Raw genomic sequence first — 23,039 nt, 5'->3', positions numbered from 1 at the left:
CCGGATCCGTCACTCCCGCAACGCACCGGGCGTGCCTAGGGTCGGGTCATGACCACGCCCCGCACCACCCCGTACGCCGCCCCGGCCGGCGCCGACCGCTCCCGTACCCACACCTGGTACTCGCGTCCCGAACCCACCCCGGAGATCCTGGGCATGAGCGGGCTCGAGGTCCTGCAGGCGTGCCTCAAGGGCGCCCTGCCCGAGGCCTCGATCATGAGTACCCTCGGCTTCCGGCTGACGGAGGCGGAGGAGGGCTCCGTGGTCTTCGAGGGGGATCCGGGCGACCACCTCCTCAACCCGATGGGCACGGTGCACGGCGGATTCCTGGCCACGCTCCTCGACTCGGCGCTCGGCTCGGCCGTGATGACCCGCCTCCCGGCGGGCACCACGTACACGACCGTGCAGCTGGGGGTGCACATGATCCGGCCGGTACTGGCGCAGACGCCCACGCTGCGGTGCGAGGGGACGGCGCTGCACGTCGGGCGGACCACCGCCACGGCCGAGGCCCGGGTGGTCGGCGCCCGGGACGGAAAGCTGTACGCGCACGGCACGACCACCTGCGTGGTCCTGCGGCCTTAGGCCGAGGCCCGCTTGCGGGGGGTCGCCTTCTTCGTCGCGGCGGCGGTCTTCTTCGCCGAGGCCGCCTTCGACGTGGACTTGGCGGTGGACTTCGTGGCCGCCGGCTTGGCCGCCGCCGACTTGTCCGCGGCGGACCTGGCCGAAGTCGACTTGGCCGACGCGGTCTTCTTCGTACCGGAGGCCGCCGTCTTCTTCGTCGCGGCCGTGGACTTCTTCCCGCCCACCGACTTCGGGGCGGACGCCGTCTTGCGCCGGATCGGGGTGACCGCGGCCTCCGGGCCCGGCTCCCCCCGCGAGGCCTTCGCCGCGCTCACGCTCTTCTCCAGCGCCGCCATCAGGTCGATGACCTTGCCGCCGGCCGGTTCCACGTCGGCCTCCGCCGGGGGTTCGAACGCACCCTCCGACTTCGCCGAGACCATGGCCTCGACGGCCTCCCGGTACTCGTCCGTCAGCGACTCCATCTCCACCTCGCCCAACGTCGCCATCAGCGCGTCCGCCAGGTCCAGCTCGGCCTCCCGCACCGACACCCTGCCCTCCGGAGCCACCCCCTCCGGCACCCGGATCTCGTCCGGCCAGAGCAGCCCGTGCATCGCGATCACGTCGTCGACCACCCGCAGCATGCCGAGCCGTTCCCGCCCGCGCAGCGCGTACTTGGCGATCGCGACCCTCCGGCTCCGCTTCAGCGCCTCCCGCAGCAGCGTGTACGGCTTGGCCGCCGTCGGCCCGTTCGCCGCGAGGTAGTACGCCGCGTCCATCTGCAGCGGGTCGATCTCGTCCGCCGGTACGAACGACACGATCTCGATCGTCTTCGCCGTGGCGATCGGCAGCTGCGCCAGGTCCTCGTCCGTGATCGGGATGATCGACCCGTCCGCCTCCTCGTACCCCTTGCCGATCTCGGCGGTCGCCACCTCCTCGCCGTCCAGCTCGCACACCTTGCGGTAGCGGATCCGTCCGCCGTCGCTCAGGTGGATCTGGCGAAAGGAGATCGAGTGGCTCTCGGTGGCGTTCACCAGCTTGATCGGAATGCTGACCAAGCCGAAGGAGATCGCCCCGTTCCAGATGGATCGCACGGTTCCTCCCGATTCATGGCAGTCTCATCGTATGACGCCGATCACCATGGTGGAGGGGCGTCGCATCCCGCTCTCCAACCTCGACAAGGTCCTGTACCCCGAGACCGGCTACACCAAGGGCGAGGTGCTGCACTACTACGCCACCGTCGCCGGTCCGCTGCTGGCCCACATCCACGACCGGCCGGTGTCGTTCCTGCGCTATCCCGACGGCCCGGACGGCCAGCTCTTCTTCACGAAGAACCCGCCGCCCGGCACGCCCGCCTGGGTGAAAACCACCCCGGTGCCCCGCTCCGAGGACCTCTCCGCCGAACAGGTGGTCGTCGCGGACCTGCCCTCCCTCATGTGGGCCGCCAACCTCGTCGTCGAGTTCCACACCCCCCAGTGGCCGGCCGGCAGCCCGGCCCTCGCCGACCGGCTGATCATCGACCTCGACCCCGGCGCGCCCGCCACCGCCGTCGAATGCTGCGCCGTCGCACTCTGGCTGCGCGAGCGCCTCGCCGCCGACGGCCTGTGGGCGTACGCCAAGACCTCCGGCTCCAAGGGGGTGCACCTGGCCGTGCCCCTGGAACCGACCCCGTCCGACCGCGTGTCCGCGTACGCGAAGGCCCTCGCCCAGGAAGCCGAGCGCGCGCTCCCCGACCTCGCCCTGCACCGGATGGCCAAGGCGCTGCGCCCCGGCAAGGTCTTCGTCGACCACAGCCAGAACGCCGCCGCCAAGACCACCGCCGCCCCCTACACCCTGCGCGCACGGGCCCGGCCCACCGTCTCCGCCCCTGTGTCCTGGGAGGAGGTCGCGGCCTGCCGCACCCCGGCCGACCTCGTCTTCCTCGCCGACGACGTCCCGCCGAGGCTGGAGCGCGACGGGGACCTCTTCGCCCCGCTGACCGATCCCGGCAGCGCCCGCCGGCTGCCCGCACCCCCCGGGACCCGGCCGTGATCCGCGTCGCGCTCGCCGCCTCCGTACGCGCCCTCCCGCGCGGGGACGGCCTCGCGTACGAGCCCAAGTTCGACGGCCACCGCCTCGTGGTCGTGCGCACCGCCGAGGACGTGGTGCTGCAGGCGCGCTCCGGCCGCGTCGTGACCGCCGCCTTCCCCGATCTGGCGGCCGCGGCCCGGCAGTTGCCCGCCGGGACCGTCCTCGACGGCGAGGTGGTGGTCTGGCACGCCGGCCGTACGGACTTCGCCCTCGTCCAGCGCCGGGCCGCGGCCACGGCCGCGCGGGCCGCCGTACTCGCCCAGAGCCTGCCGGCCTCGTACGCGGCGTTCGACGTGCTGGAACTGGCCGGGCTGGACCTGCGGGGGCGCACGTACGAGCGGCGCCGGGCGCTCCTGGTCGACCTGCTGCTCCCGCTCGGGCCGCCCCTGCAGCCGGTCCCGATGACGACCGACCCGGAGCTGGCGGCCACCTGGTACGAGACCCTGCCCGCCAGCGGCATCGAGGGGCTGGTCGTCAAGCGGCTGGACCAGACGTACCCGGCGGGCCGGCGCGGCTGGCAGAAGCTGCGGCACACGGAGGTGCGGGACGCGGCGGTGGTCGGCTACACCGGCACCCCGCGCCGCCCCCTCGCACTGGTCCTGGTGCTGCCGGTCGGGGACGAGACCCCGCTGGTGTCGAGCCCGCTGACGGCGGCGCTGCGGGCGGACGTGGTGGCCGCGATGGCGGCCCGCGAAGGGCCGGCCGGGGCCCCGGCCGGAGCCACGGTCACCGCGATCGGGATCGGCGAGGTGCCCTACCGTCCGCTCGACCCGCCGCTGACGGCCGAGGTCCGCCACCCCTCCACGGCCCGGCACCCGCCGCCGGAAGTGCTCAGGCTGCGGACGGAGCTCTGACGCCCGTGACCCGCGCCGTGGCGCGGCGCGGGTCGGGCGGGTCGCGGCGGTGACGGTCGCGTCAGGCGTTCCCGGTCGGCTTGTAGGCCGGCGGTTCGCCGTGCGGGGGCTGCTGCGGCCCCGGGTACTGCGGCGGGTTCCGGTAGCCGGCCTCGCGCTCGGCCCGGTCCTCCTCCTGATGGCTGCTCGTGGTGGAGCCGAAGTTCCCGTAGCCCTGCATCTCGTGCGGGCGCAGGCCGCCTTCGGGGATCTCCACGCTCTCGCGCTCCTCGCGGAGCTCGTAGACCGCGCCCCCGTTCGGCAGGTGGGGCTGGCTCTCGGCGGTCGGCGGCGGGGGCTCCTTGGCCCGGACCCGCTGGCCGAGCTTGAAGCCGCCGAGCAGAACGCCGACGACGATGATCCCGACGACCAGGAACCAGGCGATGCTGCTCAGGGTCTGGTCCAGACTCAAGGTCATGTCCATACGCACCATTTTCCCGTATTGGTGACCGTTTCACCCTGAGCGCGGGGAGAGTCCCGTCCCGAGGGCCGGACGACTACCGCGCCGGATCGGGGGCAGGCGCAACGGCGACCCGCCCGGAAAGGAGCCCGAAAATGCCCCGCGGATCTTCACCCAAACGAGAACGCCAGTACGAGCACGTCAAGGAGAGCGCCGAGCGGCGAGGCGAGTCCGAGGAACGGGCCAAGGAGATCGCGGCCCGGACCGTCAACAAGGAACGGGCCCGGGCCGGCGAGTCCAAGACCGCGAGCAGGCAGTCGCTGGAGGACATCTCCTCCGCCCGCCGCGGCGGCCTGCGCTCCCACTCGGGCGCGCAGGGGCCGACGTACGAACAGCTCTACGCGGAGGCCAGGCGCCGCAACATCCACGGCCGCTCCGACATGAACAAGACGCAGCTCAAGCGCGCCCTCGGCGACTGACCCCGACGAAAGCCCCGCGTGCCGGACACCCCCTAGGGGGTGTCTTGCCGATCACGCCGGGCTCGCGGTGGCGGGCACCGCGCCTCGCCGCGTTGTCCTCGGTCGCCGACGTCCCCCAGCTACCGCTGGGAGGTGCCCCCACCGCGTCGCCTCCCTCGTCCGCCTTGCGATCCACGGCGCCCACCAACGCTCCCTGATCCGGCCTGATCGACAAGACACCCCCTAGCGCAGCGGCCCGTCCGAATCGCGCAGCGCCCGGACCTCGTAACCGCCGAGCACGGCCAGGATCTCCGCGCAGATCGCCAGCGCCGTCTCCGGGGGCGTCCGGGCCCCCAGGTCCAGCCCGATCGGCCCGTGCACCCGCGCCAGGTCGGCGGCGGACACCCCGGCGGCGGTCAGCTCCTCGCGCCGCCGGGCGGTGGTCTTGCGGGAGCCGAGCGCGCCCACGTACGGAATCCCCAGGGCGAGCGCGGTCCGTACGGTCGGCACGTCGAACCCGGGATCGTGGCTCAGCATCACCAGGCAGGCGGCGTCGCGGCGCGCCTCCAGCAGCTTCCCGGCCGCGGCGACGGAGTCGACGAGTCCGGCCCCCCACCCCAGCAGCAGGGCCTGCGCCTCGATGATCTCGGCGAGCTCGCCGCCCCCGCCGACGACCACGTACGGGGCGGACGGGTACGCCTCCACGAACACCAGCCCGCGCTCCCCGTACAGTGCGTCCCGCCCGGGCCGGCGGGTGGCCAGCAGCTCGCCGGCCCGCCGCTCGGCGTCGTCGGCCGGTGCGTCGACGGCCCGTACCACCTCGCTCACCGCGTGCTCGGCCCCCTCGTCGAGCCGGGTCACGAGCGCGACGCCGACACCCTCGCCGAGCAGCTCCCACCACGCGGCGGGCACCGCCGACAGCGGCTGGAGCAGGATCTCGGCCCGCCCGCCGCAGGTCAGCTTGGCCAGGGCCGCCTCGTCGGCCCCCACCGACACGTCACAGACCCGCGCGGTCGCCCCGGCGGCCATGGCTCCCGCCTCCGCCACCAGCTCGGCGTCGAAGACGCCCCGGTACAGGGCCCCGACGCACTCCCCGCGCGCGTCCACGAGCAGGGCCCCGGCGGGGTCCCGCGGCCCGAACCCCTGCTCGGTCACCGGCCGGGCCAGGAACCCGGCCCGCCCCTCGGCCGCCCACCGCCGCGCCGTCTCCACCAGCTCACGCATCGCGCCGCCCCATCCTCGTCGTCAGAGCCCGCACCGAAGCGCCAGGTCAGCGGCGCAACGCGGCCTCACGGCCAACCTATGCACGCCCCCCACCCCTACCCATCCCGCAAAACCCACAGACCCGGACCCGTCCGACTCGTACGGACCACCGGACGGGACGCCGATCCGAGTTGCACGCGGGCGCCGGGAGGCGTTGTTTCGAAGTACGGCAGGGAACGCCGGGGGACGACCCTTGGGGATGACCCGCAATGCTCTTCACGGACCGCGACGACGCAGGCCGAAGGCTCGGCACGGAGCTCGCGAGGTACGCGGCGGACCACCCCGTGGTGCTGGGGCTGCCGCGCGGCGGGGTCCCGGTCGCCTTCCACGTGGCCCACGCCCTCGGCGCCCCGCTCGACGTGATCGTCGTCCGCAAGCTGGGGGTCCCGTACCAGCCCGAGCTGGCGTTCGGCGCCATCGGCGAGGGCGGCGTACGCGTGATCAGCGAGGACATCGTCCGGCGCGGGCGGCTCGGCCCGCGGGACATCGCCTCCGTCGAGGAGGCGGAACAGGCGGAGCTGGTCCGACGGGCCGCCCGCTACCGCGCGGCCCGTCCGCAGGAGGACCTCCGCGGCCGGACGGTGATCGTGGTGGACGACGGCATCGCGACCGGAGCCACGGCGGCCGCCGCCTGCCAGGTCGTACGGGCGCAGGGCGCGGCCCGGGTCGTGATGGCGGCCCCGGTGGCCCCGCCGGACGCGCTGGGGCGGGTGGGCGAGGTGGCCGACGAGGTGGTCTGCCTGTCCGCGCCGCCGGGGTTCTCCTCGGTCGGCCAGTGGTACCGGGACTTCTCCCAGACCCCGGACGAGGAGGTCGTCTCCCTCCTCGCCCAGTCGCCGCGCCGGCCGGACCCGCCGGAACGGGCCGAGGTGGAGGTGGCGGTGGAGGCCGCGGGCCTGCACCTTCCCGGCGACCTCACCCTCCCGGAGGGCGCGGGCGCGGTGATCGTGTTCGCACACGGCTCGGGCAGCGGCCGGCGCAGCCCCCGCAACCGCGCCGTGGCCGCGGCCCTGAACCGGGCCGGCCTGGGCACCCTGCTGTTCGACCTGCTCACCCCGGCCGAGGAGGCGGACCGCTCGAACGTCTTCGACATCGACACCCTGGCCGCCCGCCTCGCCGCGGCCACGGCCTGGCTCGGCACCCGGACCCAGGCCCCGCCGGCCTACTTCGGCGCCAGTACGGGTGCGGCGGCCGCCCTCGCGGCCGCCGCCTCCCCGGACTCGCCGGTGCACGCGGTGGTCTCCCGAGGCGGCCGCCCGGACCTGGCCGGATCCCGCCTCGCTGCGGTCCGGGCCCCCACGCTCCTGATCGTCGGCTCGGAGGACCACCGGGTCCTCGCCCTCAACCGCGAGGCGCAGGCCCGTCTGCACTGCGAGAACCGTCTGGAGCTCGTCCAGGGCGCCACCCACCTCTTCGAGGAGCCCGGAGCGCTGCACCGGGTCTCCGCCCTCGCCGAGCGCTGGTTCACCACCCACCGTCCGCCGCGCGCGACCGGCCGAGAAGCGGGGCCGCCCGGGTGATCGTCACCGCGACATGGGTCGGAATGTGATCGTTTGATCACAATGAGTCGACAATGGCTTCGTTCGTAGCCAGAGGAGCGCGCTTGCGGGCGTGACCCTCCCAGTCCTGTGAGGACGGTTCTCTTGAGTCATCGAACGATCCGAACCAGACGCCTGAAGTCCGCCACGATGGTCGGCGCCGGTGTGCTCGCCGTGGCGCTCAACCTCGTCCCGGCCACCTCGGCCATCGCCGACGCGATCGACAGGTCCGGTACCGGCAGCTCCGTGGCACTGCCCGGCCCCGCAGGCGTCACGGGCGGCGGCGACCACGGTGGCAAGCGCGGTCCGCAGGGCCCCCAAGGCCGGCCGGGCCGGCCCGGCCACGACGGCCGGCCGGGTCCGCAGGGCCCGCAGGGGGCCCAGGGTGCGCAAGGCGCTCAGGGAGCCCAGGGTGCTCAGGGCGCGCAGGGTGCTCAAGGAGCCCAGGGCGCGCAGGGAGCCCAGGGCGCTGCTGGCGAGGGTGCTCAGGGCGCTCAGGGAGCCCAGGGTGCTCAGGGAGCGCAAGGTGCTCAGGGAGCTCAGGGAGCTCAGGGAGCTCAGGGAGCCCAGGGCGCGCAGGGTGCTCAGGGAGCCCAGATCGCCACGTACACCAGGACCGTCACCGCCAACAGGACGGCGACCGCCAACTGTGACGCGGGCGACATCGCCACCGGTGGTGGGTTCTCCACCGACAACGGGGCCATGCGCGACAGCTTCCCCGTGGGCGGAACGCCCCCCACCGGGTGGACGGCCACCACCACGGACGACCAGCCGATCACCGCGTACGTGGTGTGCGCCGACGTGGCGCCGTAAGTCTTCGCCGGGACCGAACGGCGGTGCCCCGGGGCCTCGGCCCCGGGGCACCGCCGTTCGTGGTGCCCGCTCACACCAGCAGCGGTCCGCCGCACCGCGCGGCGCCCTCCTTCATCGCGATGAGATTGGCGACCACGTACGAGATGTCGTTCCGCGAGTGCCACTCGGTCGGGAAGTAGGTGACCAGCCGCGACGACTGGAAACGGGCCTCGATCTTGGGCACGAAGGCGCGGTACTGGTCGTCCGTGTAGTACCAGAACGAGTTCTCGTTGTAGTGGGCGACGTGGGACGGGTCCTGGTACGCGCCGCGCCCGTCCGAGCTGGGCGTCGTGATGAGGAGCATGCCGCCGGGCGCCAGCAGCCGGTACAGCTCGTTGATCAGCGGCACTTTCGCGGGCACGTGCCCGAGGAAGTCCACCGCCCGCATCACGCCCACGGAGCCGTCGGGCAGGTCCAGTCTCCCGGGCAGGGCCGCGACGATGTCGACGCCCTGCCCCGGGTGCTGGTCGACGCCGACGTACCCGGGAGGCTTGCGGTGGGCCGCGCCGAGGTCCAGCGCGAGCAGGCCGCGCCGCTGGGTCCAGGCGAGGGCGTTGGCCTCGATGTACCTGTCGTACAGGACGACCGTCTCGCGCTGGATGTGCGCGTTGATCTCCGGGTCGCTCTGGGTGTTCGCGGGGTGCACCCGCTGGAGGTACAGGCAGCGGTCGATGTGGTGGAAGTCCCCGATGTGGAACAGGCGGCACATCAGGTCCTGGTCGTCCAGGACCGTCCGCGCGGCGTCGTACCCGCCGGCCTGCTCGTAGCCCTCCTTGCGGAAGGCCCGTACGTGGTTGGGCGCGTACCAGATGTAGGCCACGTTGTGCGGTGTCGGCGCCATGGAGGTGACCGCCAGCAGCTTGCGGCCGTCGACCTCCACCTCCTCGTACTGCCAGCCGCAGGACTCGTCCCAGCGGGAGTCGTCCCGGCTGCCGTCCTCGGCGATCTGCGCGGTGTTGCTGTAGACGAAGACGGCCTCGGGGTGCTCGTCGAAGGCCGTGCCCAGCTCGGCCAGGCAGGCCTTCGCCAGCAGGTCGTCGTGGTCGAGTTCCACGAGGATCTCGCCGCGGGCGAGTTCGCAGGCCCTGCGCTTGGCCGCCCCGACGCCCTGCACCTCGTCGGCGATCACCACGCGGACCCGGTCGTCGGGCCGCTCCGGCCGCCATCGGGCGCCGCCGTTGAGCAGGACGATCCACTCCCAGTCCGGACAGGTCTGCGCCTGCAGGGTCGCCAGGCACTCGTCGAGGAAACGGGGGCGGTGGCTGGGGGTGAAAACGGAGAACCTCGGTGTCGCGGTCGACGTCATCTGGTGCTCCCGGCTCGGGTCGGTGCGGGCGCCGGCGCAAGAGCGTTCTTCCGTAGGGGACTTGTGGAGTCCCGGAACCGCTCCGCGCAAGCCGCGGCCAAGCCGGCGGTACCTGCCCGCAGTCGCGTGTGCTTCATCTGCCGCGACGTTACGAGGGCGCCCGGGCGATGCCGCCCCATGGCAGGCGGTCAGCGCCCAAGACCACTCGAATGCACGGTCAGACGAGCCAGCCGGCGTCGCGGGCTATGCGGATCGCGTCGACCCGGTTGCGGGCCTTCAGCTTCATCACGACCGTCGTCAGGTAGTTCCGTACGGTCCCGGTGGACAGGTGGAGCTCGCCGGCGATCTCGGCGGCCTCCGAGCCCTGGGCCGCCATGCGCAGCACCTCGGTCTCGCGGTCGGTCAGCGGGCTCTCCAGGCCGTTCCAGGCGGCCACGGCCAGCTTGGAGTCGATGACCCGGTGGCCGGCGACCACCCGCCGGATGGCGCTGGCCAGTTCCTTCGGGGAGTCGTCCTTGAGGAGGTAGCCGGAGACCTGGGCCGCCAGGGCCCGGCGCAGCGTGCCTGGGCGGCCGAGGCTGGTGAGCATCAGCGTCCGGCACTCCGGGAGGTGTTCGTGGATCTGCACGGCGGCGCTCAGCCCGTCGAGCCCCGGGAGGTCGATGTCGATGATCGCGATGTCCGGCCGGACGTCGAGGGCGGCGGCCAGGATCTCGTCCCCCCGCGACAGCTCGCTGACGACCTCCAGGTCGTCCTCCAGGTCGAGCAGGGCGACGAGCGCACCGCGCACCATGTGCATGTCTTCGGCCAGCAGGATTCTGATCACCGTGACGAGCCCCCCGTCCGCGCGGTCGATCTTGTACTTGCGATCATAGCAACCGGCCCGGTCCGGTGGCCGGTTGGCAGCCGGTGCGGGCCCTCACCTCAGGCGACGAGCCAGCTGCGCCCGTCCTCCGCCGGCTCGTCCGACTCGTCGAGGTCGGGGTCGACGTCCCCGTGCGCGGGAACCTGCGCGACCAGCCGGAAAAGGGTGCCGGGGCCCCGTTCCACCGTCAGCTCCCCGCCCACCGCCCGCAGGCGCAGTCCCAGGTTCCCCAGTCCGCTGCCGCTGTGCGGCGAGGTGTCGCGGTAGCCCTCGGTGACGCCGTCGTTGGTGACCGACAGGGTCATCAGGCCGTCCTCCTCGACGGCGGTGATCTCGCAGTGCACGGCCCGGCTGTGGCGCAGCACGTTGGTGACGGCCTCCCGCAGCACGGTGGCGAGCACCGTGTCCACCGGCGAACTGACCTCTCCCATGCGGATGTCGGTCACCGCGTCGACCTCGGCGGCGCCCAGCACCGACTTGGCCGAGGCGATCTCCTCCTCCAGCGACATGTCCCGGTATCCGCTGGCCACCCGCCGCACGTCGGCCAGCGACTGGCGGGAGATGGCCAGCACGTCCTCGATCTCGTCCATCGCCCGGGCCGGGTGCGCCGGGATGAGGCGGTGGATGAGCTCGCCCTTGAGCTGGATCGCGGACAGGCTGTACCCCAGCAGGTCGTGCAGATCGCGGGCGAAGCGCAGCCGTTCGCGGGTGACCGCGGCGCGGGTGAGTTCGCCGCGGCTCTCGTGCAGGACGCGGACCAGCTCCGACAGCCGGGTCAGACCGAAGGTGACCAGCCCGGTCAGGAGGGTCGTCTGCACCAGGTAGACGCTGTCGAGTGCGGGCCGCCCCTCCAGCAGCGGGGGCACCAGCATGCTGACGCCCACGAAGCCGTACAGGATCCAGCCCGGCCGCGGGGGCAGGAGCAGCAGCAGGGAGCCGGCGAGGAAGCCGGCCATGGCTCCCCACTGCGACTTCAGGGCGATGAGCGGCAGGTAGGTGAAGGCGGCCTGGGCGCCGAGGGTCAGGACCCGGCGGCCGGTCGGGACGCGCTGCGTGCTCGTACGGGAGTGCAGGAGCTGGAGGGCGAAGACCGCGCCGAGGCAGCCGAAGGCGGCGGCCAGGGCGAGCCCTTCGACTCCGGCGCTGAGGATGTTCAGGGCGGTGATGCCCACGTAGCAGAGGAGTGCGGCGATGAGGATGACCTGGGCCATCCGGGGTGCGGGTAAGTCCCGGCTCCGTCGCAGAATGCCCTCGACCAGGACCGCCTCCGACGGTCCATCCGAGGACTTGAGGCGGCCAGGCATGTCAATCCCCCTTAAGCGTTCCTCTGTTGCACGCCAGGTGTGAGCATAGGGGAGGGGCGTGGGCAAGGGGCGCGAATCGTTCCCTCATACGAACAGCGGGACCGGGTTGAGCTGGTCGTACGGTGTGGGTTCGGCCAGTCGGCCAAGGTGCACCGGGACGTCGAAGAGCCGCCCCGGGCCGTACCTCGCCCAGAAGTGGCGCAGTCCCGGTACGACCACTTTCGTCACGGGAAGTCCGAGGTCAGGTCGGCTCTGGTCGAGTACGAGCAGGTCCATACCTTTACCCCGGACCAGTTCGGTGATCACGCGCACGTCGTCGAGCAGATCGGTGCCCCGGACCGAGGGCCAGTGGCCCGGCGTGCGGGTCTGCGCCATCGGATCGGCCGCCAGATATGGCTGGTTGGCGACGGTGGCCCGCTGCCACCAGGACAGCGGCTCCGGGTCCGTGATCCGGTATCCGCGGCCGTCCCGCCGCACGTCGCCGACGGCGGGCAGCAGCTGGCCCAGTTCCGACAGCGCCCTGTTCAGCGCCACCCGCGGGTCGAAGTGCGCGCCGAAGCCGAAGATCACGTCCTCGGCGGGCTTGTCGGTCCGCCGGGACAGCGCCGCGAACACCGGGATCCCGAGGTCGGAGGTGAGGTCGAGGGCCCACACCTCCCGGTTCGCCCGGCGCATGCCGTGGCGGATCCGTTCCACCCACTCGTCCTCGAAGGCCCCCAGGTCCACCCCGGGCTGACGGGTGCGGTTGTACCACCACAGGGCCACCGCGTCCCGCTCCACCAGCTCCAGGAAGCCCTGCACCACCGCGTCCTCGGGGCTGCTGCCCGCCGCGTTGCCGTTGGAGTCGGCCCAGGGCCCGTCCGCGGCCGCGTCCGCCCCCCGCCCGAAGTACAGCATCGAGGTGGGGAGCAGCCGCCGGCGGCCCTCGGTCAGCGACCACACCGGGGTCCAGTCGGTCGGCCGGCCCTCGTCGAACGGCGCCGGCACGTGGTGGAAGCGGGAGTGCCGAGCGTTCCACAGCTCGCGCTCCGCGAACTGGCGGCGGCTGTACAGCTGGCAGTCGTTGGGGTGCACGGCCGCCTCGCCCAGGCCGCGCAGGGAGTCGCGGACCACCGGCTCGTCGCCGTGCCGCGTCCCGCTGTAGCGCTCGACCGCCTCGCACAGCGCGCTCGTACGGGCTTCCTCGGCGGTACGGCCCTTGCCGCCGCTGAGCGCGCGCAAGCCCGAGCTGAGGCCGGCGAACGACGCGGACTCCATCGCCAGGTTGTGCCCGGAGGTGTACGCGTGGACGAACTCCGGTGCGCCGGAGGCCTGCCGGATCTCCTTGACCACCCCGGTCACCGGATCCACGAGGTGCCCGTACGCACGCAGCATCTGCGCCGGGGTCAGGGCGCGGTCCCCGCCCCCGGTCGCGGCGGCCTTGGGCCGGGACACGGGGACGAAGGGGGCGCCGACCCGGCGGGCCACCAGGCCGGGGTCCCCGCAGGCCGCGCACTGCGGGAGCCGGGCCACCGGGTGGCTGGCGGTGCTCAGGCGCAGGGTGTCGAAGGTACGGATGTGGGCCTGCTCGGGATGGCGCAGCCCGGCCAGCCACTTGGCGGCCTCCAGGACGGCGAGGTTCACCGCGAGGGCCGTGCCCGCCGCCAGCCCGGCCGGCGGCCGCGGCACGGGGCCGTCGAGGCCGAGCGCGCGCCGCACCGGCACCTCGGAGTGCCGGTGGCCGCGCAGCCGTACGGCCAGACAGTGCCAGCAGGGACCGGAGCCGGGCCGGAAGAACGGGCCCACCCAGGGGTCCGTCCCGCACAGCTTGACCGGCACCCAGGGCCGCCCCGCGGCCCGCTGGCGGGCGTCCACCCCGGCCAGCCCGGGGGAGAGGTAGTCCTCGCACAGGACGAGGACCAGATCGGCCGCGGCGGGATCCGCGACGACCGCGATGCCCGACTCCCGGCAGGCCTGCGCCACCGGCCGCGGATCCAGGCCGGGCAGCGCCTCGACCGCGACGGCGGCCCGGGCCAGTCCGGCGGCGGCCACGCCGCCGTCCAGCCCGGCCAGGTCCCAGTACGCCTCGGCCTCGGCCTCCGCCGCCGCGGTGGTGGAGCGGATCAACCCGGCGTCGGCCAGGGAGAGGAGGGCGGCCTCGGCGTCCTCGGCGCCCAGGGCCCGCGCGGCCTCCTGCCGGACCGCCAGGGCGGTCCGGGTGCCGTCGAGCAGCGGTACGAGGATCTCCGCCCCGCTCCCGCTCAGGGCGGTCACCCCGCGCCGGGACACCAGGTAGGCGGCGTCGCCGGGGACGACCGTCGGCCGCAGGTGGGACTTGAAACCCACCAGGGCCTCGGCGGGGGCCGACGGGGCCGCGGCCGGCCCGGCCGACCGCTCGCGCTCGGCAGTGCTCATGCCCCGAGCCGTCCGGCGGTCGGCGCCGCCGGGCCCGTGAGCTGCGTCTGGCTGCATACGGTGAACAGGGCGTACGCGGTGTCCGGCAGGGCGTCGAGGTTCTCGATCACCAGGCCCGGCTTCGAGGGGCGGGCGGGCATCGGTACGGATCCGGTGCCGGGGCTGATACGGGCGTTGGCCGAAAGGCTGGTCATGGCGGTGGAGTTCCCTCTGCGTCGTCGTGGCGCGGGTCGGTCCGTTCACTGACGATTCTGCGAGGATCCGGTGATCGCGGGACAGTGCCCCGGTCACCAGCGCAAGGTGAAGTTTTCACATGGTGCGCTGCCGCCGGCACGGCCGGGCGTTCAGCTCCGCCAGCGGACGGGCAGCCTCCGGGGGCCGCGGATGAGGAGCCCGGTGCGCCAGGCGAGGTCACGGGGGTCGGCGTCCAGGGACAGGGCCGGACAGCGCGCCAGGAGCGCGGTGAGCGCCGTACGCGCCTGCAGGCGGGCCAGCGGGGCTCCCAGACAGTAGTGGATGCCGTGGCCGAAGGCCATGTGCCCGCCCGCGGACCGGCGGATGTCGAAGCGGTCCGGGTCGGGGAAGCGCGCGGGGTCCCGGCCGGCGCCGGCGAGCGAGACCAGCACCAGTTCGCCGCCTCCGGGAACCGCGGTCCCGGCGATCTCCACGGGCCCGGTGGTGAACCGGTACGTGGTGGTCTCGACCGGCCCCTCGTACCGCAGCATCTCCTCCACGGCGCCGTCGGCGAGCGAGGGGTCGGCGCGCAGCGCGGCGAGCTGGTCGGGGTGCCGGAGCAGCGCGAGGACACCGCCGGAGATCAGCTGGACGGTGGTCTCGAAGCCGGTGACCAGCAGCAGCCAGGCCATGCCGATGAGTTCGTCGGGGGAGAGCCGGCCGCCGTCCTCGTCGGTGGCGCGGATCAGAGCGCTCATCAGGTCCTCCCGGGGCCGCTCGCGCATCTCGTCCGCCATGGCGACGAGATACCGGGTCATCGCCTCCGTGGCCGCGGTCCGGACGCTCCGGTCCGGGCTGCTCAGGGCCTGCTCGGCCCAGTCGCGGAAGGCGGCGCGGTCCAGGGAGGGTACCCCCAGCAGTTCGCAGATGATGCCCATGGCCAGCGGGAAGGCGAGGGCCTCGACCAGGTCGGCCGCGCCGGCCGGCCGGGCCAGCATGGCGTCGAGGAGCTCGCCGGTCAGGGCCCGCACCCTCGGGGCGAGCGCCTCGACGCGGCGCGGGGTGAACTCCTTCACCACCAGCCTGCGCAGCCGCGTGTGGTCGGGCGGGTTCACGCTCAGCAGGTTCTCGCCGGCGGAGAGCCGTGCCAGCGGCAGCCCGGGCGAGGCGTCCCGCCAGGACTTGGACAGGGAGGGCTCGGTGAGCGCGGAGCGGCAGGCCTCGTGGCCGACCACGAGCCAGGCCTCGGCGCCCTCCGGTACGCGGACGCGGTGCACCGGGCCCCGGGCGCGGAGCGCGGCGTACACCGGGTGGGGATTGCGGGTGAACTCCTCTCCGAGCGCCCCGAAGTCGGCCGCGATGCCGGACCCGATGCCCGCCCCGAAGTCGGCCGCGAAGTCGGCCGCGATGTCCGACCCGAAGCCCGCCCCGAAGTCCGCCGTGATGTCCGCCGTGATGTCCGTTCCCACGGATCAGCCCTCCTGCCGTCGTGACCCTCCGTCGCCTCAGCGCACCGCTGCATTCCGCTTCTCGAACACCTCCCGGGCCGCCCCGATGGCGTTCAGCACCCGCGGGAACCCGGCGTACGGCACCACGTGGATCAGCGCCTCCACGATCTGCGCCGGGCTCAGCCCGACGTTCAGGGCGGCGCCGATGTGCACCCGCAGCTGGGGGGCCGTGTCGCCGAAGGCCGTCAGGGCGGCGACGGTGACGAGCTGGCGCCGCCTCGGCGAGAGCCACGGGCGGTGGTAGACGTCGCCGAAGGTGAACTCGACGATGAACCGGCCGAGGTCCGGGGCGATGTCCCGCAGTGACTCGACGACCTCGAGGCCGTGGTGCCCGTCGATCTCCACCAGCTTCTCGGCCCCGCGCACGTAGCGGTCGCGGGCGTCGTTCATGACCGGTGGCTCGAAGGCGACGCCCCGGTCGGCGAAGACCGTCCTGGCGACGCCGACCGCGTTCAGCGCCCGGGGGAAGCCCATGAACGGAACGATGTGGATCAGGGCCTCGACGACCTCCTGCGGTCGCACGCCGACGTGCAGCGCCGCGTCGATGTGGAACTCCAGCTGCGGGGCGGTGTCCCCCTGGGCGGCGAGCGCGGCGACCGTCGACAGCTCCCGCTCGCGCAGGTCGAGCCCCGGCCGGGCGTAGACGTCGCCGTACGCGAACTCGACGACGTAGCGCCCGAGGTCCGGGGCGATGTCCCGCAGGGACTCGATCACGCCCGCCCCGCGCTCGCCCGAGGTCTCGTGCAGGACGGCCAGCCCGCGCTCGTAGCGGGAGTCGTCGGCGGAGGTGGCCGCGGCCGACGCCGGGTTCAGCAGGCCCTCGGCGAGACCGATCCCGACGAGGGCGCCCCCGGTGAGCGTGGCGCGACGGGTCATCCCGGCGGTGCCGCGTGCGTCGTTCATGGTGTGTCCTCTCCATCCATCGGTGCGAACGGCACCCTGCCGATCGCGATGACGTTCCCCTCGCTGATGTATCCGTCGGGGTCGCGCAGCGGGCCGGCCGGATCCTCGGGGTCGAGGAAGGGGGCCCAGTTCCCCGCGATGCCCTCGTCCGCCGCCTGCCGGGCGAAGCGCGCGCACGCGTTCGCGTAGAACCGGAGGGCCGCCGGGGCCAGCGGAGCGTGGAATTCCATGAGGATCGTGCGCTGCGTCACGTCCGTCAGGCCGGCCGCGCGCAGCCGGCGGTACAGGTCACGGCCCCGGAGCAGCTGGCGGGCGTAGCCGGGGGAAGCGGCGGACGCCCGGAGGAAGTCGGTGATCAGGAACGGGTCCGCCGGGCGGACCGTGCTCAGCGAGCCGTCCACGTCCTTGACCGCGACGAGCCCGCCGGGCCTGGTGACCCGGCGCAGCTCCGCCAGCGCGCGCGCCAGCTCCGCGTCGTCCAGGTACTGCGTGGTGTTCGCGCACCAGACGGCGTCGAACATGCCGTCCGCGTACGGCAGGTCGAGGACGCTGCCCTGCCGTGCCACCAGCGGCGCGGCGGCCGGGTGGTCCCGCAGCCGCCCGGCGGCGCGCGCGACGTTCTCCGGAGCCAGGTCGAGGGCCGAGATGCGGCCCGCCGGGCCGACGAGCTCGCAGAGCCGGGGCAGGAACGCACCGCTGCCGCAGCCCGCGTCCAGCACGTGCCACCCGGGCCGGATGCCGACCCCGTCCAGGGCGTCCCGGTAGTGGGCGGCGCAGGCCTCGAAGTGCGGGTCCACGATGTCCTCGTGGGTGAACGGAAGTCCGGTGGACGTCGCGTAACCCCATGCCGCATGGCCCGCCGTCAGCATGCCGCCGCCTGCGCTTCCGCCCGTATGAGGGCCTGTGCACCGGTGGTCCGCGCCGGGGCGAGCAGGCCCGCGAGGATCTCCGCCGTCGCCTCCGGTGCCTCCAGCGGAGCGAGGTGGCCGACCCCGGGAAGGACGACGAGCCGGCCGCGCGGCAGCGCCTTTGCCGTCCGGCAGGCCTCGTCCAGGGAGACGAGCTCGTCCTCGGCGCCGATCACGACCACCGCGGGGACGTCCGCCGTCCGCAGGGCGGCCATGGAGTCCGTACGGGCGGCGATGGCCCGCTGCGCCCAGGCGACCGACCGCGGCCGCGCCGCCAGCGCCAGCCCGGTCACCCGCGCCGTCAGGTGCGGGCGCCGGGCCCTCGTGGTGGCGCCCAGCAGCGACGGGGTGGTCGCGGCGACGAGCCCGGCGCGCGCCGAGTCGTCGAGGACCGCGTCGGCGAAGCGCAGGCGCCGGCCGGCCGCCTCGTCGGAGTCGGCCGTACCCCTGGCCGCCAGCAGCGCCAGCGCACGGACGCGGTCCGGATGGCGGCGCAGGAAGGCCATCGCCACGTAGCCGCCCATGGAGCAGCCGGCGAGGGCGAGTTCGCCGATGCCCTGCCGGTCGAGCTCCCGGGCCAGGCTGTCGGCCACCGGGTCGAGCGAGGGCGGCGAGCCGTGCGGCAGCGGCGCGGCGCCGAAACCGCACAGGTCGGGGGTGAGGACCCGCCGGCCGCCGGCGCGCAGGACCCGGGCCGTCCCGTCCCACAGGGAGGAGTCGAGGGGCAGGGCGTGGAGGAGGACCAGGGGGAGGCTCATCGCAGCGCCGCCCGCTCCGCGTCGGCGACGAAACGCCGTACGTGCGCGGCCGGTTCGGTGCCCCGCAGCCAGGCGAACGCCACCGGTGAAGGCGGCAGGTCGTGCACCGGAACCACCCTGATGTCCGGCGGGACCACCGCGTCCAGGGACCGGAAGGAGAGGTGGATCGCGTACGTGCTCCTGAGCAGCTCCGTCATCGCGGTCAGCGTGGTCATGGCGTGGACGCGGCGGATCGGCCGGCCCAGCGGGGTCCGCGGCGGCACCACCAGGTCCCAGACGTGCGCCGGAAACTCCCCGGGACACCGGAAACCCCCGTACTCCGCGACCTCTTCGACCGACACCGAGGCCCGCCCGGCCAACGGGTGGTGGGATCCGACGAGGACCGCCCGCCCGTCGAAGCCGACCGGCCTGCTCAGGGCGAGGTCCGGCTCCAGCGGGTCGTACTTGACGATCATGATGTCCGCTTCGCCGGCCCGCAGCGGGCCGAACGGCTCGGTGACCTCGTACGGGACGTACTCCACCGACTCCGGCGCACGGCCGGCGGCCGCGACCAGGCGGGAGGCCAGGTGCGTCGAGCCGTGGACTCCCAGGCGGACGGTGCGGAGCGCGGTGGCGGTGGAGGCGGGGGCAGGGGCGGGGGTGGGCATTTCAGACCTCCGTGGTCAGTGCGGCATACGCCTGGAGCTCGTCCGGGCGGTGGACATCGGCGTCGACGCGCAACATGGCGAGCTGCGCGCCCAGGCCGGTCAGGCGCGGTACGAACCGCAGCGTCAGGCGGTCCGCGGGCCCGATCAGACCGTCCAGGACGGCCTCGGCGAGCAGGTGGTTGACGTGCACGAGCGCCGCGGTGACCGACACCCTGGCGGTGGCGATGTACAGCTCGCGGTGGGCCGGGGGACGGGCGCCCGGACGGCCGGGCACGGTCACGGTGGCCGTCCGCTGCGCGGTCAGCTCGTCCGCGGCCTCGAAGGCCTTGAGCAGCCGGCGCAGCGTGGCCGTCTCCGCGCCGGGCGCGGGCCCGGCCCAGGCCACCGAGTCGTCTCCGGCGACGTGGGCGAAGGCGAACCGCTCGCGGAGGTTGGCCGGGCTGCCGGCCAGGTAGACGGTGCGGGTGAACGAGCGCCGCCACGCCTCCCGTTCCCCCGGAGCCAGCGCGAGGGCGAAGGCGCAGGTCTCGCGCACCCACCGGGGCAGGTCGAGCCGGCGGACGACGACGACGGCGAGCACCTCGTCGGCCGGGGCGTCACGGGTGCCGTGGAGCCCGGCCCGTACGGCGCGCAGGGCCCGGGTACTGGACAGGTCGAGCCCGTCGGCCAGCTCGGGCCGGGCGGAGCGGACACGGTCCGCGGCCGATTTGAGCAGGGCCGCGGAGGACAGCGGGAAGGGGGTCACAGGAACACCGCCGACAGCAGGGAGGGATCGGGGGCGGGGCGGCCCTTGCCGAGGAGCGAGCAGGCCAGCCGGTAGGGGTCGACGTACGCGTGGCCCCGCCGGTGCGGCTCCAGCGCGCCGGCCAGATCGCCCGCGCCGGCCGTGGAACCCGAGCGCCGCAGCAGCCGGGCCGCCACGGTCAGGCAGTGGCGCAGCAGGTCGTGGCGGAAGGACTGCTGCTGTCCGGGCCCGAGGGTCGCGATGAAGTACAGGCGCATGCCGAGCCGGAGCGCGTCGTCGCCGCCGTCTCCGGCGGCGCCGTCCGCCGCGTCGGCGGCCCGCAGCAGCGCGCCCGCCGTGTGGTCGCGCCAGCCGCCGTGCCGGGCCGAGGTGATCTTGCCCTCGATGGGCACCCGGCCGATGGGCACCCGGCGCACCGGCGGCCCCAGGCTGGTCAGCACGCGGTGCAGCAGCCGGTAGTCCGCGTCGAGCTCGCGGTCGTACAGCAGGACGACCTCGTCGTACCAGGGCACCAGCGGCAGCAGCTCGCGCAGGGCGCAGGCCAGGTAGTTGGGGCGGCCGTCAGCGGTGACGATCCGGCGCAGCGGCATTCCGTGGCGGGTGAGGTCCAGGTAGACCGGGCCCCCGCAGTGCCGCTGGTCGAGGACCAGGCCCACGGCGCCGAGCCGCTCCACCATCTCCTCCAGCCCGAGGCCCGGCGGCTGGTGCTCGCGCAGGCCGGGGTCGTACATCCCCAGCCGCTCGTAGTGCCCGGCCCACAGCCGCAGCATCCGCTCGCTCGCCGGGTGCACCCAGCCGCCGTGCTCGACGGCGTCCCGGTAGGGCCGCAGGACCTCGGCGCTCTGCCGCCGCTCCTCGGCGCGGTGGCGGACGTACAGCTCCCCGATCTCCTCCTCGGAGAGCTGCGCGTAGTCGGTCTCCCCGTGGGTGCGGTCGAGGTACTCCCAGAAGCCGACGGTCTGTTCGGTGACGTGGTAGGTGGTGTGGCTGTAGCGGTACGTCACCGCGGCGAGCGGGGCGGTGGCCCGGAACATCACGTCGGTCCACAGCAGGCCCTTGAGGTGGCTGGGGGTCAGCGGTTTGGTGGGAGTGACGGTGACCGGTGCCAGCAGGACGTTCTTGCGGGGCGGCACGTTCATCCTTCCTCCTGGTCCGGGGCGTGGGCGGCGATGGTGCGGCGGAGTCCGGCGTACGTCGGTGGCCGCGGGCCGGCGGGCGCCGGGGCGCCCGGCGCAGCCGCCCGTACGCGGGCCAGGAACTCCGGGTCGGCGAAGACCTCGGCGGGGGCGGCGAGGCTCGTCCCGATCCGGGTCATGCCCCGCCATACGGTGCGGTCGCCGGCCGCGGCCGCGAGCGCGGTGTTCCACAGCGGCCCGGGCACGGGCGGTACGGGCGGGTCCGGCTCGGTGACCGGGGGCGCTCCGGCCGCCGCCCGCCACCGTCCGGCACGCAGCCGGGAGTCGTGCACCCCCAGCTCGTACCAGGGGCGCAGCACGCGGTCGGCGAGGTCCGCGGCCGCCAGGCCCAGCCATTCGTCCGCCACCGGGTCTTCCCCGATCAGCTCCGCGAGCCGGAAGGCGTGCGCGAGGGCGAGGGACAGGCCGCGGCCGAACATCGGATCGGTGACGCAGGCGGCGTCCCCGGCCCGCAGCAGCCCGGCGACCGGACGCTGGCGGCCGGGCCCGGCGCCGCGCAGGATGTTCGGCGGCATCGCGATGGCCCGGACCGGTCCGAGCGGCCGCGCCGCGTCCTCGCCGACCCAGTCGGCCAGGTACGGCGAGAGGCGGCAGGCGGCGGTGAAGGCGGCGGGCGAGCGCAGGGCCGCCATCGCGCGGTCGCCGGGCAGCGCGCCGAAGGTGACGGCGAAGACCCCGTTGTCCGCCGGGTGCAGGACGGCGGAGTAGTGGTCCCAGATGCCGCCGGCCGCGTTGGCCCGGTTGAGCGGGCCCGGCGGTGGGCCGGCGGGGTCGCGCAGCCGGTAGAAGCGGCCGAAGGCGTGCAGCCGGCTGGGGCCGGTCAGATCGCCCGCCGCCGGGAAGCCCGCCGCGGCCAGCCAGGACCGGGACGCCGACCGGCGGCCGGACGCGTCCACCACGAGGTCGGCGGGGATGCGCTCGCCCCCGTCCGTGACGACGCCGGTCACGCGCCGCGTCGTCGGCCCGGACGGGGCCGTCAGCACTCCCGCGACCGTGGTGCGGTGGTCGATGCTCACGCGGGGCAGGGCCCGGGCGGCCCGGTGCAGTACGAGGTCCAGGACGCAGCGGCGGACGAGCAGGGTGACGAGCTCCTCGTCCCCCGGCTCCGCGGGCCCCGGCGGCGCGGCGGCGGTGAGGTCGGCGAGCCGGGCCCCCTCCGCCAGCAACGCGTCGAGCACGGCCGGGGCGTGGGAGCGCAGCATGCGCACGCCGAGCGCGTTCAGGATGTGGTCGTGGCCGGCCTGGGGCAGCGAGGGCCGCTCCCACAGCTCGGCGCTCTTGACGACCGGCCCGTCCGGCGGGGGTTCGCTGCGCTCCAGCACCCGCACCCGGTGGCCGCGCGCGCCGAGCGCCAGGGCCAGGGCGAGGCCGGCGGTGCCGCCGCCCGCGATCACGGTGCTCGTCATGGTCAGCGACGCCTGCCGTGCACGAAGAACACCCGCCGTACGTCGGCCACCGCGCGCGGCGGCACCGGGTCGGGCCACCGCCCGAAGTCGGCGCCGGCCTCGCCCGGCTGGACGGCCCGTACGTCGAACCCGTACCGCTCGAACAGGGCCTCCGGCTCGTCGGTGCCGAACACCCACGGGCATCCCCAGCCCGCGAACACGTCCAGCAGACCGCGCATGTGGGGCAGGGTCAGGGCGGCCCGGTTGACGATGTCGGCGGCGATCCGGCTGCCGGGCGCGCAGATCGCGGCGACCCGCTCCAGCATGCGGCGCGCGTCGGCCTCGGGGACGTAGTAGAGGAGCCCCTCCAGCAGCCACGCCGAGGGAACGGCGGGGTCGTAGCCGGAGGCGATGAGGCGCTCCTCCCAGTCGTCGGCCGTGAGGTCGACGGCGACCGTGCGGTGGTCGACCCGCGGCTCCGCTCCCCGCAGGCGCCCGGCCTTGAAGTCGAGCACCGCCGGGCGGTCGACCTCGAAGTAGCGGATGTGCCCCGGCCACGGGAGCCGGTAGGCGCGCGAGTCCATGCCGGCCGGGGCCAGCACGAGCTGGGTGGTCCCCGGATCCTGGGCCGCCTCCTGGAGCAGGTCGTCGAAGAAGCGGGTGCGGATGGCGTTGTAGTCCGGGGTGCTGGGCAGCGTGCGCGGCCGGTCGGGCGGGAACGTCGCCGCCCGGATCTCGGCGAGCAGTTCCGGGCCGGCCTCGCCGACCAGTCCGGCGGCGTACGGGTCCTCGTACAGCCGGTCCTCGCGGAGCGTCTCGGCGGCGCGCAGCGCGGCGGTGAGCAGGGCGGTCCGTTCGACGGGGTTGAGCACGGGCATGGTGGCTCCTTGTACGGGGGTGTGCCGGACGGCCGACGC

23 protein-coding genes are annotated in these 23,039 nt (G+C 74.4%); 6 read left to right on the top strand and 17 right to left on the bottom strand.

Annotated features, from left to right (window positions below):
- Positions 1–48: 48 nt before the first annotated feature.
- Entirely contained in the window at positions 49–579 is a 531-nt protein-coding gene (locus tag ACFY1T_RS00450; protein WP_390786376.1) for a PaaI family thioesterase, read from the top strand.
- Here the strand turns inward: ACFY1T_RS00450 and ACFY1T_RS00445 are convergent.
- The gene (locus tag ACFY1T_RS00445) at positions 576–1,649 is read right to left on the bottom strand and encodes a Ku protein (RefSeq protein ID WP_390786375.1); all 1,074 of its coding nucleotides are present in this window, start codon (positions 1,647–1,649) and stop codon (positions 576–578) included. The genes ACFY1T_RS00450 and ACFY1T_RS00445 overlap by 4 nt on opposite strands.
- A 31-nt stretch (positions 1,650–1,680) precedes the next feature.
- On the opposite strand from ACFY1T_RS00445, the gene ligD reads away from it, so the two are divergent.
- Complete coding sequence (ligD, locus tag ACFY1T_RS00440; protein WP_390786374.1) at positions 1,681–2,586, top strand: non-homologous end-joining DNA ligase; 906 nt, start codon at positions 1,681–1,683, stop codon at positions 2,584–2,586.
- On the top strand, positions 2,586–3,479 hold the full coding sequence (locus ACFY1T_RS00435) for an ATP-dependent DNA ligase (protein WP_390786928.1): 894 nt from the start codon (positions 2,586–2,588) through the stop codon (positions 3,477–3,479). Before ligD ends, ACFY1T_RS00435 begins: the two co-directional genes overlap by 1 nt.
- 61 nt (positions 3,480–3,540) lie before the next feature.
- Here ACFY1T_RS00435 and ACFY1T_RS00430 read toward each other — a convergent pair whose 3' ends face one another.
- Entirely contained in the window at positions 3,541–3,936 is a 396-nt protein-coding gene (locus ACFY1T_RS00430) for a DUF6479 family protein (protein WP_390786373.1), read from the bottom strand.
- Between the two features lie 137 nt (positions 3,937–4,073).
- Here ACFY1T_RS00430 and ACFY1T_RS00425 point away from each other — a divergent pair, with 137 nt between their 5' ends.
- Positions 4,074–4,397 (top strand): plasmid stabilization protein, encoded by a 324-nt coding sequence (locus ACFY1T_RS00425; protein WP_390786372.1) that lies wholly within the window; start codon positions 4,074–4,076, stop codon positions 4,395–4,397.
- A gap of 222 nt (positions 4,398–4,619) precedes the next feature.
- Here the strand turns inward: ACFY1T_RS00425 and ACFY1T_RS00420 are convergent, their stop codons facing one another.
- Positions 4,620–5,600 carry an XdhC family protein gene (locus tag ACFY1T_RS00420; protein WP_390786371.1) on the bottom strand — a complete coding sequence of 327 codons (981 nt, stop codon included), beginning with the start codon at positions 5,598–5,600 and terminating at the stop codon, positions 4,620–4,622.
- A gap of 248 nt (positions 5,601–5,848) precedes the next feature.
- Between ACFY1T_RS00420 and ACFY1T_RS00415 the strand changes: the two genes are divergently transcribed.
- The gene (locus ACFY1T_RS00415; protein ID WP_390786370.1) at positions 5,849–7,159 is read left to right on the top strand and encodes a phosphoribosyltransferase family protein; all 1,311 of its coding nucleotides are present in this window, start codon (positions 5,849–5,851) and stop codon (positions 7,157–7,159) included.
- A 123-nt stretch (positions 7,160–7,282) separates the two neighbouring features.
- On the top strand, positions 7,283–7,990 hold the full coding sequence (locus ACFY1T_RS00410; RefSeq protein WP_390786369.1) for a hypothetical protein: 708 nt from the start codon (positions 7,283–7,285) through the stop codon (positions 7,988–7,990).
- A 70-nt stretch (positions 7,991–8,060) separates the two neighbouring features.
- On the opposite strand, the gene ACFY1T_RS00405 is transcribed toward ACFY1T_RS00410, so the two are convergent.
- The 14 genes from ACFY1T_RS00405 to ACFY1T_RS00340 all read right to left on the bottom strand — a co-directional run bounded on the left by ACFY1T_RS00405 (position 8,061) and on the right by ACFY1T_RS00340 (position 23,000).
- The gene (locus tag ACFY1T_RS00405) at positions 8,061–9,335 is read right to left on the bottom strand and encodes a glycosyltransferase (RefSeq protein WP_390786368.1); all 1,275 of its coding nucleotides are present in this window, start codon (positions 9,333–9,335) and stop codon (positions 8,061–8,063) included.
- A gap of 217 nt (positions 9,336–9,552) precedes the next feature.
- Positions 9,553–10,161: a DNA-binding response regulator gene (locus ACFY1T_RS00400; protein ID WP_099889481.1), complete on the bottom strand. Its 609-nt coding sequence runs from the start codon at positions 10,159–10,161 to the stop codon at positions 9,553–9,555.
- A gap of 98 nt (positions 10,162–10,259) precedes the next feature.
- Positions 10,260–11,411 carry a sensor histidine kinase gene (locus ACFY1T_RS00395; RefSeq protein WP_063755551.1) on the bottom strand — a complete coding sequence of 384 codons (1,152 nt, stop codon included), beginning with the start codon at positions 11,409–11,411 and terminating at the stop codon, positions 10,260–10,262.
- 177 nt (positions 11,412–11,588) lie between these two features.
- Complete coding sequence (locus ACFY1T_RS00390; RefSeq protein WP_390786367.1) at positions 11,589–13,898, bottom strand: TOMM precursor leader peptide-binding protein; 2,310 nt, start codon at positions 13,896–13,898, stop codon at positions 11,589–11,591.
- Positions 13,895–14,092 (bottom strand): hypothetical protein, encoded by a 198-nt coding sequence (locus ACFY1T_RS00385; protein WP_030859165.1) that lies wholly within the window; start codon positions 14,090–14,092, stop codon positions 13,895–13,897. Before ACFY1T_RS00385 ends, ACFY1T_RS00390 begins: the two co-directional genes overlap by 4 nt.
- Before the next feature lie 150 nt (positions 14,093–14,242).
- Entirely contained in the window at positions 14,243–15,445 is a 1,203-nt protein-coding gene (locus ACFY1T_RS00380; RefSeq protein WP_390786927.1) for a cytochrome P450, read from the bottom strand.
- A gap of 132 nt (positions 15,446–15,577) precedes the next feature.
- On the bottom strand, positions 15,578–16,483 hold the full coding sequence (locus ACFY1T_RS00375) for a carboxymuconolactone decarboxylase family protein (protein ID WP_390786366.1): 906 nt from the start codon (positions 16,481–16,483) through the stop codon (positions 15,578–15,580).
- The gene (locus tag ACFY1T_RS00370) at positions 16,480–17,352 is read right to left on the bottom strand and encodes a class I SAM-dependent methyltransferase (protein WP_390786365.1); all 873 of its coding nucleotides are present in this window, start codon (positions 17,350–17,352) and stop codon (positions 16,480–16,482) included. The genes ACFY1T_RS00375 and ACFY1T_RS00370 overlap by 4 nt, the downstream gene beginning before the upstream one ends.
- Complete coding sequence (locus ACFY1T_RS00365; protein ID WP_390786364.1) at positions 17,346–18,149, bottom strand: alpha/beta fold hydrolase; 804 nt, start codon at positions 18,147–18,149, stop codon at positions 17,346–17,348. The genes ACFY1T_RS00370 and ACFY1T_RS00365 overlap by 7 nt, the downstream gene beginning before the upstream one ends.
- On the bottom strand, positions 18,146–18,796 hold the full coding sequence (locus ACFY1T_RS00360) for a LysR substrate-binding domain-containing protein (RefSeq protein ID WP_390786363.1): 651 nt from the start codon (positions 18,794–18,796) through the stop codon (positions 18,146–18,148). The genes ACFY1T_RS00365 and ACFY1T_RS00360 overlap by 4 nt, the downstream gene beginning before the upstream one ends.
- 1 nt (position 18,797) lies before the next feature.
- Complete coding sequence (locus ACFY1T_RS00355; protein ID WP_390786362.1) at positions 18,798–19,541, bottom strand: DUF6182 family protein; 744 nt, start codon at positions 19,539–19,541, stop codon at positions 18,798–18,800.
- Positions 19,538–20,680 (bottom strand): hypothetical protein, encoded by a 1,143-nt coding sequence (locus ACFY1T_RS00350; RefSeq protein WP_390786361.1) that lies wholly within the window; start codon positions 20,678–20,680, stop codon positions 19,538–19,540. Before ACFY1T_RS00350 ends, ACFY1T_RS00355 begins: the two co-directional genes overlap by 4 nt.
- Positions 20,677–22,143, bottom strand: a complete 1,467-nt coding sequence (locus tag ACFY1T_RS00345; RefSeq protein WP_390786360.1) for an NAD(P)/FAD-dependent oxidoreductase — start codon at positions 22,141–22,143, stop codon at positions 20,677–20,679. Before ACFY1T_RS00345 ends, ACFY1T_RS00350 begins: the two co-directional genes overlap by 4 nt.
- A 2-nt stretch (positions 22,144–22,145) precedes the next feature.
- On the bottom strand, positions 22,146–23,000 hold the full coding sequence (locus ACFY1T_RS00340; RefSeq protein WP_390786359.1) for a class I SAM-dependent methyltransferase: 855 nt from the start codon (positions 22,998–23,000) through the stop codon (positions 22,146–22,148).
- Positions 23,001–23,039: the final 39 nt, after the last annotated feature.

This window comes from Streptomyces sp. NPDC001194 (assembly GCF_042896985.1).
In the GTDB taxonomy this organism is placed as follows: domain Bacteria; phylum Actinomycetota; class Actinomycetes; order Streptomycetales; family Streptomycetaceae; genus Streptomyces.
Note: the sequence above shows the minus strand (reverse complement) of the source record. Positions and strands in the feature narration are given on the sequence as shown.

Excerpts from the sequence above, each read along its gene's own strand:
- ACFY1T_RS00370 (WP_390786365.1), bottom strand. The coding sequence starts at position 17,352 with ATGCTGACGGCGGGCCATGCGGCATGGGGTTACGCGACGTCCACCGGA.
- ACFY1T_RS00375 (WP_390786366.1), bottom strand. The coding sequence starts at position 16,483 with ATGAACGACGCACGCGGCACCGCCGGGATGACCCGTCGCGCCACGCTC.
- ACFY1T_RS00420 (WP_390786371.1), bottom strand. The coding sequence starts at position 5,600 with ATGCGTGAGCTGGTGGAGACGGCGCGGCGGTGGGCGGCCGAGGGGCGG.
- ACFY1T_RS00345 (WP_390786360.1), bottom strand. The coding sequence starts at position 22,143 with ATGACGAGCACCGTGATCGCGGGCGGCGGCACCGCCGGCCTCGCCCTG.
- ACFY1T_RS00385 (WP_030859165.1), bottom strand. The coding sequence starts at position 14,092 with ATGACCAGCCTTTCGGCCAACGCCCGTATCAGCCCCGGCACCGGATCC.
- ACFY1T_RS00425 (WP_390786372.1), top strand. The coding sequence starts at position 4,074 with ATGCCCCGCGGATCTTCACCCAAACGAGAACGCCAGTACGAGCACGTC.
- ligD (WP_390786374.1), top strand. The coding sequence starts at position 1,681 with ATGACGCCGATCACCATGGTGGAGGGGCGTCGCATCCCGCTCTCCAAC.
- ACFY1T_RS00395 (WP_063755551.1), bottom strand. The coding sequence starts at position 11,411 with ATGGCCCAGGTCATCCTCATCGCCGCACTCCTCTGCTACGTGGGCATC.
- ACFY1T_RS00365 (WP_390786364.1), bottom strand. The coding sequence starts at position 18,149 with ATGAGCCTCCCCCTGGTCCTCCTCCACGCCCTGCCCCTCGACTCCTCC.
- ACFY1T_RS00390 (WP_390786367.1), bottom strand. The coding sequence starts at position 13,898 with ATGAGCACTGCCGAGCGCGAGCGGTCGGCCGGGCCGGCCGCGGCCCCG.
- ACFY1T_RS00405 (WP_390786368.1), bottom strand. The coding sequence starts at position 9,335 with ATGACGTCGACCGCGACACCGAGGTTCTCCGTTTTCACCCCCAGCCAC.
- ACFY1T_RS00430 (WP_390786373.1), bottom strand. The coding sequence starts at position 3,936 with ATGACCTTGAGTCTGGACCAGACCCTGAGCAGCATCGCCTGGTTCCTG.
- ACFY1T_RS00360 (WP_390786363.1), bottom strand. The coding sequence starts at position 18,796 with ATGCCCACCCCCGCCCCTGCCCCCGCCTCCACCGCCACCGCGCTCCGC.
- ACFY1T_RS00340 (WP_390786359.1), bottom strand. The coding sequence starts at position 23,000 with ATGCCCGTGCTCAACCCCGTCGAACGGACCGCCCTGCTCACCGCCGCG.
- ACFY1T_RS00350 (WP_390786361.1), bottom strand. The coding sequence starts at position 20,680 with ATGAACGTGCCGCCCCGCAAGAACGTCCTGCTGGCACCGGTCACCGTC.
- ACFY1T_RS00450 (WP_390786376.1), top strand. The coding sequence starts at position 49 with ATGACCACGCCCCGCACCACCCCGTACGCCGCCCCGGCCGGCGCCGAC.
- ACFY1T_RS00415 (WP_390786370.1), top strand. The coding sequence starts at position 5,849 with ATGCTCTTCACGGACCGCGACGACGCAGGCCGAAGGCTCGGCACGGAG.